This is a genomic window from Streptococcus sp. DD04, from assembly GCF_001578725.1.
Classification (GTDB): domain Bacteria; phylum Bacillota; class Bacilli; order Lactobacillales; family Streptococcaceae; genus Streptococcus; species Streptococcus sinensis.
This window is the reverse complement of sequence record NZ_KQ968976.1, coordinates 412,450-426,872: the sequence shown is the minus strand read 5'-3', so window position 1 is coordinate 426,872 and position 14,423 is coordinate 412,450. Positions and strand designations below refer to the sequence as shown.

Below are 14,423 nucleotides of genomic sequence, written 5' to 3'. Positions count from 1 at the left end.
CCGCTTTTCATTATAGGTCTTATGGGACTTTTTTTCTACAACAAAAGAGGCTCCATAATCCCTGCGGTGGATTTACCCACTACAGAAATTATAGAGCCAAATCAAATTGGTTTGCTGTTTTTCTCTTGCTTAAAATAAAAAACTGTTAAAACATAAAGAATAAGAGCTACAAATACTTGCTCTAATGGTCCGGCAACTACTGAAATTCTTTTAAAACGCATCCGCTAATCCTGTTGCAATTTTTTTCGCTTCTAGGAGTTTGACCATGTTTCCAATAAGGATTGGTATCTATACTGATCACGTCAATATAAACTTTTTTAAGTTTTTTGTGGTATAGTGGATAAAGTATAAAATTGAATTTACTGTTTCATGCAGAAGGAAGGAGTAACGATGAAACTATTAGAAAAAATTCGTCCGTCGCAACCGCTAAAGCATTTGAAGTGGTTTGACATTGTGATTATTACTGTGATTATGTTTGGCCAGTTTATCTATCGGTCGACAGAGCTCTACTTAGGTAGCATGGATCAAGTCCCTTATACTGAGGGAATAACAGATACCGCAAGTAATGGCGCTGCTTACTCTAGCAATTTGTATCTTCAGTTAATCCTGCTGGCTCTAGCCCTGCTCTATCTGGTCATTCGTCGCTATGACTTTAAGCAACTGCCTATCCGTTTTAGCTGGTCTGTACTGTTTTGGGTTCCTTTTATCTTTGCTCTGATGGGAATTATTGCAGATATTGTAACGACAATCAGCGGAGAGTATAATTATTTTGATCCGCAATTGTGGCCCTACATTGACCTGATGGAGATTGTCCGTAAGTTTGCTGCCTTAAGTCCGATGGCTATCCTTTATAGCTTGCTGAATGGCTTTTATGAAGAATTCTTCTTTTTAGGCTTGCTAACCTCAGTTGAGGACAAATATAAATGGCAGGTTCTTCTCTATTCGACTCTTATCCGTTTTTCTTTCCATACTTATCAAGGGCTACTCTGGGCCTTTATGATTGGGTTTGTCTTTGGCCTTCTCTATTACTTTCTCTATAAGTACAAGGTTAAAAATCTCCTCCCTTTCTTTCTCATGCATGCTCTGGCGGACATGTTTGGCTCCAGCCTGATCTATCTTTTAGTTAATTGGAGTTCATAAAAGGGATTGGCATATTTTCCAATCCCTTTTGTTTATAAATATTTCTCTGCCACAGCATAATCACCTGGATAGACAACTTTTTGGTCATTAATGATTTGGTAGGCATCGGCACCCTTGCCGGCAAGAATGACTGCATCGCCTTCAGCACTCGTTAGACTGAGGGCTTTTTTGATGGCTTCTTCACGATCAGCAATCATGTCCACCTCAAAGGTTATGTAGCTGGCAATCTCACTGGCGATGGCAATAGGATCCTCGCGATTCGGATCATCAGCTGTCAGAATGATATTCAACTCAGGATGTTGGTTGAGCAGGAGGCCGAAGTCCTTACGCCGGCTCTCACCCTTGTTTCCGGTTGCTCCCAGAATCAAGACAATGTTCCCTTTTTGGTGTTCTTGAACGACGGACAGCAACTTAGCCAAACTGTCGCCATTATGGGCGTAGTCAACGAAGACCTTGGCTCCATTTTTCTGAGTTAGAACCTCCATGCGGCCGGGTACACGTGTTTGGGCAATACCAGCTTGAATATCTTCCAAAGAAGCGCCCAGTCGCAGACAGGCTAGTCCTGCAGCGATGGCATTTTCCTGATTGAAGCGGCCGATTAGCTGGATATCATAGGAGCTAGCCAGTTTTCCTTGGACTTCAAAGGAAAAGGCGAGGGAATTCAGGATGGCATTGCTGGAAGCTGGCCCATAAAAGTCATGGTCATAAGCAGCTACTTGCTCGGCTAAAACCTGAAAATGGTCCATGCCACTGTTGACTACAACAGCACGGCTATTGTCCATCAGGAGTCGCTTGTGGTAGAAGTAGTCTTCAAAAGTCGGATGCTCAATAGGGCCGATATGGTCAGGGCTGATATTGAGAAAGACGCCCACATCAAAGGTCAGGCCGTAGACCCGCTTTTTAAGATAGGCTTGACTGGATACTTCCATGATCAGATGGGTTCGGCCATTGTCGACAGCTTCCGCCATCATTTTGAATAAATCAAGACTTTCAGGAGTTGTGAGAGTTGATTTAAAGAAAGTTTCTCCATCCAGAGTGGTATTCATAGTAGAAAGCAGGGCTGGTTTGTGACTTTGTTTTAAAATATTAAAAGCAAAATAAGCCGACGTGGTCTTGCCCTTGGTGCCAGTGAAGGCCAAAAGTTTGAGCTTTTGTTCTGGATGGCCGTAAAATTCCATAGCAATCAGACTCATAGCTTGCTTGACATCATTGACTAAGAGGACTGGAATACTAACTTCAAAGTCTGTTTCACTAATATAAAATCTAAGCCCAGCTGTCACAGCTTTTTCCAAAAATTCTCTCTTGAAATGATCTCCCTTGACAAAAAAGAGAGTAGAAGCATCAGCTTCTCGGCTGTCATAGCTAATCTTGGAGAAGGCGAATTCGCTGTCGCTGTAATCAAAGAAGTATTCTCCGTTTGCAATGATTTCACGGAAATTGTGGTCTTTTTTTAAAATATCTAATACAGTTTTAATTTTTATCATATCTCTATTGTAAACCTAAAGACTATGTTTTACAAGAGCTCAGGAAAAGTTTATAATAAAATAAGAATAAATCAAAGAGGTTATTTATGGACCAACCAAAAACAACAAGTCAGCAGCAGCAAATGTTGCGGGGGACTGCCTGGCTGACTGCCAGTAATTTTATTAGCCGTCTCTTAGGAGCTATTTATATCATTCCTTGGTATATCTGGATGGGACGTCACGGAGCGGAAGCCAATGGTCTCTTCACCATGGGCTACAATATCTATGCATGGTTTCTGCTGATTTCTACAGCAGGAGTACCGGTGGCTGTCGCTAAGCAGGTGGCCAAGTACAACACCATCGATAAGGAAGAGCATAGTTTTACCCTTATTCGTGAGTTTTTGAAATTTATGCTGCTTTTAGGGGCTGTTTTTGCAGTCATCATGTACCTGCTGTCTCCTGTTTTCGCTAGCATGTCGGGCGGTGGCAAGGACTTGATTCCAGTCATGCAAAGCCTATCCTGGGCTGTGCTGATTTTCCCGTCCATGAGTGTTATCCGCGGCTTTTTCCAAGGATTTAACAATCTTAAGCCTTATGCTATCAGCCAGATTGCGGAGCAGGTTATTCGGGTTATCTGGATGCTCCTGACTGCCTTTTTCATCATGAAGATTGGGTCTGGAAACTATGTAGAGGCTGTTACCCAGTCCACCTTTGCTGCCTTTATTGGGATGCTGGCTAGTATGGGAGTGTTGGTTTTCTATCTGTGGAAGACTGGCATGTTGCGGTCCATTCTTGATAAACCTGAAAATTCAGCAGAAATCAAGGGGCGGACTTTGCTCTGGGACACGGTTCGGGAAGCAATTCCTTTCATCATTACAGGCTCAGCCATTCAGCTTTTCCAAATCATTGACCAGATGACCTTTATCAACAGTATGAAGTGGTTTACAAGACTCAATGAGTCTCAGTTGAAAGTCATGTTTGCTTACTTCTCAGCCAATCCTAATAAGATTACGATGATTTTGATTGCTGTGGCGACTTCAATCGGTGGGGTTGGAATCCCGTTGCTGACAGAAAACTATGTTAAGGGAGATTTGAAGGCGACTGCCCGTCTGGTTCAGGATAATCTTAGCATGTTACTCTTCTTTATCCTACCGGCTACGATTGGCTCAGTTCTAGTAGCTGAGCCGCTTTATACAGTCTTTTATGGAAAACCGGATAGTCTGGCTCTAGGGCTCTTCATCTTTGCTATGCTGCAAACGATTATCCTAAGTATCTATACAGTCCTTGCTCCGATGATTCAGGCACTTTTTCAAAATAGAAAGGCCATCATCTATTTCCTCTATGGAGTTGCTGTCAAGCTGATCTTACAAATTCCGCTTATCTATTTATTTAAAGCATACGGAACTCTTCTTGCGACAACCATTGGTCTGATTATTCCAATTGTATTGATGTATCAAGAAATTCGTAAGGTTACTGGTTTGAATCCTAGAAATCTTAAAAAACGGACAATCTTGACTTGTATTTTAACTGTTTTGATGACACTGGTTGTTCTCATATCAGAATTTATCATTGGTTATTTATTCCAGCCAAGCGGACGGATTTCGAGTTTTATCTATTTGGCCATTATCGGAGGAATTGGAGTCGCAGTTTACGGAGGATTCTCACTTAGCGTTCGTTTGCTGGATCGCTTTATTGGTGAAAGGGCGGCCAGTCTGCGTCGGACTTTTCACATCAAATAAAAAGCCTATGGGCTTTTTGTTTTGAATCAAGACAATACAGCAAACTGTTTGATATTTAAGAAAGACTAACAAACCTCTTTAATAAAAATTGGTAGAGTCGGTGGCTAAAGAAAGCTTCGACTTCCTCAAAAAAAATCTGGAAGATGTTTGGATGTTTTCTTTGAATAGAGCATAGTCAGCTGATATTAAAATAGTGACCATAGCTTCAAACTATACCTAGATCTTAAAAAGAAAAAAGTTTAGCTTTTTCTGAAGATGTTACAATAGAAAGGTAAAACAATTGAGGGAAATTTCTCAATATTTTTTATCGGAGGTTGCTATGAGTGAGAACTTAAAACTAAATACTATTTTAGCTCAAGCTGGGATTAAGAATGATAAAACGACTGGTGCCCTGACAACACCTTTGCATTTTGCAACTACTTATCAGCATCCTGAGTTTGGTCAGTCAACAGGCTATGATTATACGCGTACGAAGAATCCGACACGTGCTAGTTTGGAAGAAACGCTAGCAGCTATTGAAAGTGCAGATTATGCTTTAGCAACTAGCTCAGGGATGAGTGCCATTGTTTTGGCTTTTAGCGTATTTCCAGCGGGCAGCAAAGTTCTTGCTGTACGGGACCTTTATGGTGGCTCTTTCCGCTGGTTTAATCAGCTCGAGCAAGAAGGTCGCTTTCATTTTAGTTATGCTCGCAGTGAAGCAGAGCTGTTAACTGAATTGACAGACCAAGTGGATGTTGTTTATATCGAAACACCTACGAATCCTTTGATGGTCGAGTTTGATATTGCTCGCATTGCTAAAGCGGCTCATGAGAACGGTGCGACCGTGGTAGTCGATAATACCTTTTACAGTCCAATTTATCAAAGGCCACTTGAGGATGGAGCAGACATTGTTTTGCATTCTGCAAGCAAATATCTAGGAGGGCATAATGATGTTTTAGCCGGAGCGATTATGACCAGTGATGCTAAGATTTATGAAAAGCTTTTTTATCAACTTAATACAACTGGTGCCGTTTTATCACCGTTTGACAGTTATATGCTTCTTCGGGGGCTCAAAACCCTGTCTTTGAGAATGGAACGTTCTACGCAAAATGCTTTAGCTGTCGTGGAGTTTTTGAAAAAATCTGCGGCTGTTAAGGAGGTGCTTTACCCAGGAAAAGGAGGTATGATTTCTTTTAAGGTTGTGGATGAGAGTAAAATACCTGATTTGTTGAATAATCTTAAAATCTTCACTTTCGCTGAAAGTCTGGGAGGAGTGGAGAGTTTAATTACCTATCCGGCAACTCAAACGCATGCAGATATTCCTGTAGAAGTGCGCCATTCTTATGGTTTGACGGATGATCTACTGAGACTGTCTATTGGTATTGAGGATAGCCGAGATTTAGTGACTGACTTGCAGTCAGCATTGGAGGCTTAATATGAGAAATTATAATTTTGAAACAGCACCGAATCGATTGGGGCAACATACTTATAAGTGGAAAGAAGCGGAAATTGACCGAGAGGTTTTGGCTGCCTGGATAGCCGATATGGACTTTGAAGTCTTGCCCGAAGTCAGGCAGACAGTTCATGATTATGCAGAACAGTTAGTCTATGGCTATACTTATGCTGGTGACAGCTTGATTCAGTCTGTATTGGACTGGGAAAAAGAAGAGCATGGTTACGTTTTTGAAAAAGATGCGCTTGTCTTTATTGAAGGGGTAGTTCCAGCTATCTCCATAGCCATTCAGGCTTTTACTCAGGAAGGAGATACGGTGTTGATTAATACTCCGGTATATCCTCCCTTTGCTCGCAGTATTGAGCTCAATAATCGTAAACTGATTACGAATTCTTTGATAGAAGAGGACGGCTTATACCAGATTGATTTTGAGCAGTTGGAAAAGGATTTGGCGGAACACGATGTTAAAGTATATGTGTTTTGCAATCCTCACAATCCTGGAGGCCGTGTTTGGGAAAAAGAGATACTAGAAAAAATTGGCCGACTCTGTCAGCAGCACGGGGTGATTTTAGTTTCTGATGAAATTCATCAAGACTTGACTTTCTTTGGCAATAAACACTGTTCTTTTAACACAGTTTCGCCTGATTTCAAAGATTTTACACTGATTTTGAGTAGCGCAACTAAGACTTTCAATATTGCTGGTACAAAAAATTCCTACGTTGTTGTTGAAAATCCAAAGTTGAGAAAGAAATTTCAGCAACGTCAGCTGGCCAATAATCATCATGAAGTATCTAGTCTAGGGTTTTTAGCTACGGAAGCTGCTTATCGCTATGGCAAGCCTTGGTTGACTGAACTCAAAGCTGTCTTGGAGGATAACATTGATTTTGTAGTCGCTTACTTTAGTCAGCACGCTCCTAGCCTCAAGGTTATGAAGCCACAAGGAACTTACCTGATTTGGTTGGATTTTTCAGCTTATAACTTGACGGATGAAGAGTTATTTCAGATTTTGCGCCAGAAAGCAAAAGTAGTCCTTAACCGAGGGACGGACTTTGGAAAAGAAGGAAAGAATCATGCGCGGCTGAATGTTGCAGCACCTAAAAGCATCATAGAAGAAATTTGTAAGCGAATTGCAGAAAATTTACCTCGTTGAGCAAATAAAAGTGGAATCTTTTCCTCAAGAGAGACTTGCTTGGAATCATAGATGGACATTTCAAGGTATTTCAAAAGGTGTTTTTAAAGAAAATAGGGATGACTTACAGCGGTGAAAATGATGCCAAGGTAGCTTTGATGAATAAATTGAAAGTGATAAAAGGAGAAAACCATGACATTTGAAGAAATTTAAAAAAACCATGATTTTATATATTCTTTAGTGTCTCTTTACAGTGATTTATAGCGGTTTATAGCAAGAATACCAATATTAGTTCATCTTTGATATTCTTCAGGAGTCCACAAAAAGGTGAACAAAAAAAGCCCTCAAAAAGGGCGTAAAATTGATGAGTTCAGCAGGCAAGAAACTAGCACGGTCAAACGTGCTTTTTTATTACTTGTGGAGTTGCTGATAGGTGCATTCTACCCAAAAGGAGTATCAGACCACCTCTGTTTATACTCATTATAGCATAATTGATTATTAAGCATGGATTTTCTTGTCAGCAATAGCGTCTGTTAGTGTCTGTGAGAAGTTCAAACCTAATTCACGCCCTAGATTATCTGCCCAACGTGGGATAGTGAGTGTTTTCTTTACAGGCTCTTGGCTGCCTAGATACTCGGCGACATCAACCATAACCATTGAGACAAAAGACTTGCTAGGGTCATAAACTAGCTCTATATCCTCATCATCGAGAAAAGGGTTATTATCAACCAAAGATAAAGCGTTAATGTCTGAGGGGGTAGGGATCTCACGCCCATTCTCGATATAGTCCGCTAGGTTAATACCTAACCAATCACTAGCCATTGCCATAGCGTCTGCCATATCCTTCCCTTGAGTTGCTGAATGTTCAAAATCAGGGAAAGTAACAAAATAAGGGACATTCGTTCCGTCTGTATCGTCATAATAAAATAAAGCTGGATAAGTGACAAGCATAGTTTACCTCCAAAATAAAACAAGCGGTAGGCTGTCACTATAACAGCCCTGCTTGCTTTTTGATACCCCTTTCGGTGTATTTATTAATCTCACCGTGGGGAATGGTTATAGGTCGCTCTCCTGCTTTTTCAAGCTTAACGTGCGACCCTTTACCACCTTTGGTCTTTATCCAACCGTGGGCAGTCAGTAACTTAACCATTTCTTTTTGTGTCATAGGCATAGCGCTTTTACCTCCTGACAAGATAATTATATCATACGTACTACACGTATTCAACTAAAAGGCGATATTAGCGGTGGAACAAGTGCTAAAACAGGAGCGGTTTTATGTGAAACGAGACTAAAAACCTTGTATTATCAATGTTTTTAAGGTGTTACCCCCCCTACCTAAAATTTTGAAAAATTGGCGCGTGATATAAGACGACATCTTGTTGCGGCTCTCTTATCCACCACATAGGGGCGGGGGGTGTGAAAAATACAGCTTCTCGAAAAATCATAGGTTTACCTAGGTTAAGATTGCAGCAAGTTTCTTTATTCCTGATCTCTTTATTCTGTAAATTGTAGCTTTTGACTTTTCTATCTCGTCTTCGATATTCCATATTTCCAAGTGATTGACATAGGACATCCGCAATACTGACCTTTCAAGAGGATCACTCAGCTTGTCAATGAGTTTAGAAGTTTCTGAACGTTCTTTGATTAGATTGGAAAGTCTGTCTTGTATATCTTCTTTCAACTTCAAAACATAGACAAGTTCATTCTCTGTATTGTTCGCTCTGCTAGTCTGGACTTTGGCTTGTTTTAGAGTTGATTTTTTAAATAGACCTTGTTCTAGATATTGAAGTTCTAACTGCAAACTCTGAATCTCTTTATCTAACCATCTAATACCTTCTAACTTTGCTTTTACTTGCTCTGGTGTCACGTTTTGGCCTCCTCTTGTGGTATAATAAATCTATCTAATCTATACCAAGGAGTCAGTCGCAAGGCTGACTTTTTGCTTGCTTTTCTCTCTTTTCAGGTATATACTTGATATATACAAACAAAGGAGAAAAGAAATGAATACAGTAAAAACCCGTAAAGTTGGGAACTCTCTGACTGTGACCATTCCCAAGGCGCTAGATGTCCCAGAAGGTCAAGAAATGGTCGTCTACAAAGGCGCTGATAATGTGATCGTCCTAGCTCCAAAGATTGCAGATCCATTCTCTGAAGTGGCTGATCTCCGTATGGAAAATGATTTTGAAGGGGTGAAACTACTTGACAGCGAAATCTAACTATATCCCAGAAAAGCAGGATATCATCTGGATAGACTTTGATCCATCTGTCGGGCGTGAGATCCAGAAGCGCCGCCCTGCCGTGGTGGTATCTCGCAAGGAATATTCAGAACGCACTGGCTTCGTTGCTGTCTGCCCTGTCACGCATGGCCAGAAGAAACTAGAAAAGCTAGGCTTGCTGGTTCCTGTCCTGTCCTCTGAGGTAGATGGCTCAGTGAATCCGCTCCAGCTTTACACCTTCGACTTTCGAGAACGCCAGGCGCAAAAAATCACCACCATGGACACACCGAGCTTTCAGAAGGTTGTTCAACTCTATAACTTCATCTTTGAAGCATGAATCGATCAAGCTGAGGCGGAGCACCTTGGCTTTTTTGCGTTTTCTCATGGTTCGCTCTTGCTTCGTTCGAGGTTCAAGTGCTATATGACTTGATCGGTTCGCCGTGAGAAAAAATGTATAATGACGGTGTGAAGCTCTTAGGGGTGCGTGGGTAGGAGGATACCCCCCTATCTGCTTACAGTTTGATAAGCAATTAAGAAAAGTTTTTATCACTCTTATTTCCTTGTCATTCTGCAAGCAAATAAGGCAAGTTATTTCTTAGCTTATCTGCTTGTCGTTTTGTAAGCAACAAATCCAAAATAACAGACTTTTAAACTTCTCTTATCTCCCTGCCATTTTGTAAGGAAATAAGGGGAGTTATTTTAGTTCTTATCTGCTTGTCATTCTGCAGGGAGAAAATTCAAATTAAGGAAGCTAAAACTTCTCCTTATCTCCTTGCAGTTTTTCAGGGAGTAAAATCAAAATAAGCGATGTTATTTCCCGTCTTATTTCCTTAGCATTTGACAAGGGGAAAAACGAAAATAAGGAGCTTTTAAAGTCATCTTAACTCCCTATTGTTTTGTAAGCAATTAAGAAGGCTTATTGTCGTCCTTATCTGCTTACCATTCTACAAGGAGTAAATCAGAAATAAGGGGACTAAAAAGTCCGCTTATCTGCTTGTAAAGTTACAAGGAGCAAACTCAAAATAAGACGAGAAATAAGAGTGCTAAAAACTCCTCTTATCTGCTTGTCATTTCTCAGGGAGTTAAGGCGCCTTATTGTTGCTCTTATCTGCCTGATAAATGACAGGGGATATTTTGCATTTTCTCCGGCTTCGCTTGAGCTTTGAGCACGCGCAGCCTAACTCAAAACTTGGTACTTTTTTAGGGCTTTAGCTATTCCGTTTAGTGGCCAAGGAGCTACCTCAATCTACCTAAGCCAGTCAGCCAAAATCTATCCCCTTTTCTGGTGTAATTAACAAATTTCTGATAATGCTTGTAGTACCGTTCCCGTTTCATATACTTTGGTCGTTCTGGAAAAGCGTCAAACATATACCCGCCACGTTTAGGACTCCAACCCGGCTCTACCTTTCTAGCCTCTCTCAGTGCTCTCTCCCAATAGTATTGACAATCCGTCTTGCTGCGGTTCAGGGTTGACTTGTGTATTTTCTGGCATGATCCGCAACCATAGAGCAAATATCGTTTATAAAGTATTCTACACCGCCGACCACAAATAGGGCATAGAAAGAAGTAGCGATAGCCTCCCTTAGTCCCTGGTATTCTATCTAAATCAAAGTAGTTTTTGCCAAGGGTGATATATAAATTATCTAAGTCTATTTCTAGTTTCCTGCCGTCTAACTTAGCTATGCCATGAGTTAGATTTTTAATTTTCAATGGCTTTATAAATGTTTCAATAGCTATTGATTTTATAGTTTTCATCCGCTCCAAAATCCCCATATAGAGAAAAACCCAAATCTATTGGGATAAGTAGCAATTAAGCCACAAAAAGAGGCAATGCCCTTTTGATGTTATTTTTCACTGAGTAAGCCGCTTACTACCACATCACGGACAAACTGAGCTTGTTTTTCTTTGGGCAGTTGCAGGGCTTCAAGTAAATACTCCATAGCTTGCTTGTCTGTGCTTACAATCAACTTCTTAATGATATTCTGGAACTGCCCTTCTAGGTACTCGCAAAAATGGATCCGCTGTGCTTGTGTTGGCTGCACTGGTACTGGTGAACTATAGGCAATCAGCAAGAAGCAGGCTTCCACGATTTGGGCGAATAACTTTGCACGCGCTTCAGGGTGTTTGTATAACTCATAGGCGTTTATGCTGGTGTCTTCTGTTCGGAGCTTTTCACCTAGTTCAATCAGTTTAGGCGTATCTGCAAGACATACTGGTGTTGCATCCGCCATAAAATCGTCACGCTTACGGTTGAGTTCCTCCAGTTCATGATCTGTCTGTTCAAAGTATGTTGATTCTGTCATGGGATTCCTCCTTATTCTTTATATAGGACCAGTAGCCCCAATGTTGCACTCAAATTCTCATAGTCACCCTCAGTTGCTTCAGTGCATTTTACATCCACAACTTCAACCTTTGCCATAAAGTTGTTGATTTGAGCTTCGAATTCCTGCAGGCTTTGCTTCTGTTGCTGATAAAATATCTTGATTTTCATTTTTTTAGCTCCTTTTCTTCAATTTGTTACCTTCTTTAGTGATTTTGTTACCTTCTAGGTAACATAGTTCGGCCTTACTGCCACAATGCTTTAGGTCGTTTTGTTACCATGTTGACCTTCTTTTGAAGTCCTTACCCCTTATATATAAATACTGCTTTTTTCTCTATATAGAGAGTTAAAAAGAAGGTAACAAGGTCAACATAAAGGATATAAAATTAGTAGTATCAAGGCTTTAAGATGTTGACCTTCTTTAAAACAAGGTCAACAAGAAGGTCAACATATTTCGTAAAAAACCAGTCATCTCAATAGTTTAAAGCATCCTAAGAAGGTCAACATTATTCTTTTTTAGTTATAGCGTGATTCACTCGACCAAGTTTAGGTCTTTCAAACTCCAACGGATCTAGTTTGTCAAAATCTTCAATCCTAACACGAGCTTTTTTAAGTTGATACTTATTAGGTGTTAACTGTTGTAAATGCCTAATAGTTTCTTTACCTGCTCCGTAAACATTGGGCTTAGGTATTCCCATATCTTCAGCATAATGTTTCAGCGATCTGGTCATTATAAAAACAGGCACCACGTCCAGCTCATGCCAACCTTTTTCCATGTATTCATGCTTAACCCATGAAAGTAAGTAGTCATTATCCTCTTGGTATTCTTCTAACAGGTCTTTGACTGCTTGAGGTTCGATAAAGTGAGTAAATGGCTCTTGATTGATAGCTTTGTATAGGGTATATTCTAGGACTTCCTTAGTTGCTAAAAACTCGTTTTTTATCCAAGGCTTTTCCTTTTCCCCGTTAAAGTCAGCGTTAAAAGGTACGATCATAATTCGACGATACCAGCCTTTAGTCTTGTTGCCTCCGTTGGGGATATAGTTGCCCGAAAAAATATTAAAGAGCTTAAAAGTAGCCTCAAAAGCTGGCCGACCTTTTGGATTGACTAGCACGGTGTCCCCGCTAGTGATACTCATTAGATCAGACGGATTTTTTAAGTATTCGTTTGGAGCTTCGTCTCCAATATTACAAACTTTACCCACCAAGGTTTCAAGGTTATGCTTTTCAGCAAACTGTGCAGGTTTTAACGCTGATATATTGCTTTCTCCTATCAGATTGATAAGGAAGCGCTGAAATGTCCCTTTACCATTGTTACCGTCCCCGTAGAAGATCGCGAACTTGTTTCGGGTGTGGTTAGGATTGATAGCCTCTAGGATAATCTGCCAAAACAATATTACCAGCTCACTATCATTACAAGCGATTGAGTTTAGCCAATCGTCAAAAGTTTTGCCCTCTCGATCTGTTGGGACTCGTTTAGGCGCGTGGTAAGCTGTGCTGATCTTGCTTGTAATGACATAGTCAGGGCTAAAAGGGAGTAGCTCCTTAGTTCTTAGGTCAATAATGCCATTCTTAACGGGGACAAGGTCAGCACTCTCCAGTGGTTTCTTAATCTTGGTCAATGTCCTAACCATTAACTTAATCTGTGGCCACTCTCTGGGCTTAATTCTCACGTCAAAAGTCTTACAAAATAGGTTAAACAGGTCATTACTAGCGGTATAGATACCCTCGTCTAAATCATAGATATAGAGTAGGCTATAGTCTGCTATGTTGCTCTTACTGATAAAAGTAAACGTAACAATATCGCTTAAAATTTTAGCGACTGTGAAGGTCTGGGGCATAGCTACTTTCTCGGTAACGTCCCCTGTGGACTCGTTTACCTTAGTTTCGGTATGTTCAGTTCGCCATTCTTCACCAGCCTGAAAGATACGATTTTCAAGCTCTTTCATCGTCCTAGGGGGTTGCTCTTTTTCTCTCACCTCTAAGATTTCACTTTTTAGGTTTTCCAATTCTTCTAGTTCTATGGTTCTCCCCTCTCTTTCTGTATTCTGCCCGTGCTATGCTGCTGAAAGTACGGTCTAGTTCCTCAATCGGTAACGGTTCAGCAGTCACGCTATTAGCTATCTTTGTTAGCTCGTAGGCGGTCTCTAGGTCACAATCAACCCACTTGTTAAAGAGTAAGCCTACAAATCGTGTCACTGCCACGTTACGCCCTCCCTCGTCTCCAAAGCCATTAAAAAGCGTGTCAATGATCCTCATAGTCATTGACCTCTGGCCACTTGCTCTAGGCTTGTAACGCTCCGTAGTTTCTTGCTTCGCTCTTGGTTCAACCTTGGGGACTGGATAATCTAGGCCATGCTCGACAATTTTCTGATATTCGGATGGTTCTCCAGTGGTTACTGGTAGCCCTTGGAGTTGTGACCAGGTCAGACTGGCCATATCAAAGGGTAGTCCTATTTTGTCAGCAATCTCCTTTACTACCTGCTTATAGGTTGCCTCATTCATCACGTTGTTAGGCTTCACCACAAGGCGAAAACGGGGGCTTTTTGGGGTGTGTTTGATGGTGGGGTATAAGATATAGGAGTAGCCAAACAAAGCACCAGAAACAGCTTCTATGAAGCTCTCAGTCGTTCCCTCAATCTCATCATAATCAAGGAAAATCAAATCACGATACACTAAACTTTGATTACTTCTGCGATAGCTGCCATTTTTTTCTGCGATTACTTTTCCGCTTAAGCAGTAGGGCGCTGCAGTTCGTTTGTATTCCTCGATGTCTGCACTTTCTGAGACTACCATAGGTTTAAACTGTGCAACATAATCAAACGGCTCTAGTTTGCCTTTATATGGCTGGACCAGTGATCCAAACCCTCGGCTTTCATAGATGGCCATCCTATCGCCCCTTTCTCCGTTTCTTTTTCAGGCGTTTTAAGCGTTTTTGTTCCTCGTGTGTAAGAGGTTTAGGCTGCCGATCCTTATAGATTTTC

Annotated in this window: 15 protein-coding genes; 6 read left to right on the top strand and 9 right to left on the bottom strand. The window is 40.9% G+C overall.

Going from position 1 to position 14,423, the window contains the following annotated elements:
- Positions 1-390 precede the first annotated feature (390 nt).
- The gene (locus tag STRDD04_RS02080) at positions 391-1,140 is read left to right on the top strand and encodes a CPBP family intramembrane glutamic endopeptidase (RefSeq protein WP_062198928.1); all 750 of its coding nucleotides are present in this window, start codon (positions 391-393) and stop codon (positions 1,138-1,140) included.
- Between the two features lie 32 nt (positions 1,141-1,172).
- On the opposite strand, the gene STRDD04_RS02075 is transcribed toward STRDD04_RS02080, so the two are convergent.
- On the bottom strand, positions 1,173-2,624 hold the full coding sequence (locus STRDD04_RS02075; protein WP_062198926.1) for a UDP-N-acetylmuramoyl-L-alanyl-D-glutamate--L-lysine ligase: 1,452 nt from the start codon (positions 2,622-2,624) through the stop codon (positions 1,173-1,175).
- An 86-nt stretch (positions 2,625-2,710) separates the two neighbouring features.
- On the opposite strand from STRDD04_RS02075, the gene STRDD04_RS02070 reads away from it, so the two are divergent.
- From STRDD04_RS02070 to STRDD04_RS02060, 3 genes are all read left to right on the top strand, one after another.
- On the top strand, positions 2,711-4,342 hold the full coding sequence (locus STRDD04_RS02070) for a putative polysaccharide biosynthesis protein (RefSeq protein ID WP_062198924.1): 1,632 nt from the start codon (positions 2,711-2,713) through the stop codon (positions 4,340-4,342).
- A 319-nt stretch (positions 4,343-4,661) separates the two neighbouring features.
- A complete protein-coding gene (locus STRDD04_RS02065) occupies positions 4,662-5,756 on the top strand; it encodes a cystathionine gamma-synthase (protein WP_062198922.1) in 1,095 nt (364 codons plus the stop codon).
- 1 nt (position 5,757) lies between these two features.
- On the top strand, positions 5,758-6,924 hold the full coding sequence (locus STRDD04_RS02060; protein ID WP_062198920.1) for a MalY/PatB family protein: 1,167 nt from the start codon (positions 5,758-5,760) through the stop codon (positions 6,922-6,924).
- 477 nt (positions 6,925-7,401) lie between these two features.
- Here the strand turns inward: STRDD04_RS02060 and STRDD04_RS02055 are convergent, their stop codons facing one another.
- The 3 genes from STRDD04_RS02055 to STRDD04_RS02045 all read right to left on the bottom strand — a co-directional run bounded on the left by STRDD04_RS02055 (position 7,402) and on the right by STRDD04_RS02045 (position 8,770).
- Complete coding sequence (locus tag STRDD04_RS02055; protein ID WP_062198918.1) at positions 7,402-7,854, bottom strand: type II toxin-antitoxin system HicB family antitoxin; 453 nt, start codon at positions 7,852-7,854, stop codon at positions 7,402-7,404.
- Between the two features lie 37 nt (positions 7,855-7,891).
- Positions 7,892-8,074: a type II toxin-antitoxin system HicA family toxin gene (locus tag STRDD04_RS02050; protein ID WP_024402467.1), complete on the bottom strand. Its 183-nt coding sequence runs from the start codon at positions 8,072-8,074 to the stop codon at positions 7,892-7,894.
- 282 nt (positions 8,075-8,356) lie between these two features.
- Positions 8,357-8,770: a DUF1492 domain-containing protein gene (locus tag STRDD04_RS02045; RefSeq protein ID WP_062198916.1), complete on the bottom strand. Its 414-nt coding sequence runs from the start codon at positions 8,768-8,770 to the stop codon at positions 8,357-8,359.
- A 133-nt stretch (positions 8,771-8,903) separates the two neighbouring features.
- On the opposite strand from STRDD04_RS02045, the gene mazE reads away from it, so the two are divergent.
- Both mazE and STRDD04_RS02035 read left to right on the top strand, forming a co-directional pair.
- On the top strand, positions 8,904-9,119 hold the full coding sequence (mazE, locus tag STRDD04_RS02040; RefSeq protein ID WP_045498766.1) for a type II toxin-antitoxin system PemI/MazE family antitoxin: 216 nt from the start codon (positions 8,904-8,906) through the stop codon (positions 9,117-9,119).
- Positions 9,103-9,456: a type II toxin-antitoxin system PemK/MazF family toxin gene (locus tag STRDD04_RS02035; RefSeq protein WP_062198914.1), complete on the top strand. Its 354-nt coding sequence runs from the start codon at positions 9,103-9,105 to the stop codon at positions 9,454-9,456. Before mazE ends, STRDD04_RS02035 begins: the two co-directional genes overlap by 17 nt.
- A gap of 899 nt (positions 9,457-10,355) precedes the next feature.
- Here STRDD04_RS02035 and STRDD04_RS11115 read toward each other — a convergent pair.
- From STRDD04_RS11115 to STRDD04_RS02015, 5 genes are all read right to left on the bottom strand, one after another.
- On the bottom strand, positions 10,356-10,865 hold the full coding sequence (locus STRDD04_RS11115; RefSeq protein WP_062199193.1) for a hypothetical protein: 510 nt from the start codon (positions 10,863-10,865) through the stop codon (positions 10,356-10,358).
- A gap of 98 nt (positions 10,866-10,963) precedes the next feature.
- Positions 10,964-11,422, bottom strand: a complete 459-nt coding sequence (locus STRDD04_RS02025) for a hypothetical protein (protein WP_062198912.1) — start codon at positions 11,420-11,422, stop codon at positions 10,964-10,966.
- An 11-nt stretch (positions 11,423-11,433) separates the two neighbouring features.
- The gene (locus tag STRDD04_RS11110) at positions 11,434-11,610 is read right to left on the bottom strand and encodes a hypothetical protein (protein ID WP_197460063.1); all 177 of its coding nucleotides are present in this window, start codon (positions 11,608-11,610) and stop codon (positions 11,434-11,436) included.
- 335 nt (positions 11,611-11,945) lie between these two features.
- Positions 11,946-13,448: a DNA primase family protein gene (locus STRDD04_RS02020; RefSeq protein WP_062198910.1), complete on the bottom strand. Its 1,503-nt coding sequence runs from the start codon at positions 13,446-13,448 to the stop codon at positions 11,946-11,948.
- Positions 13,429-14,328: a primase alpha helix C-terminal domain-containing protein gene (locus STRDD04_RS02015; protein WP_062198907.1), complete on the bottom strand. Its 900-nt coding sequence runs from the start codon at positions 14,326-14,328 to the stop codon at positions 13,429-13,431. Before STRDD04_RS02015 ends, STRDD04_RS02020 begins: the two co-directional genes overlap by 20 nt.
- Positions 14,329-14,423: the final 95 nt, after the last annotated feature.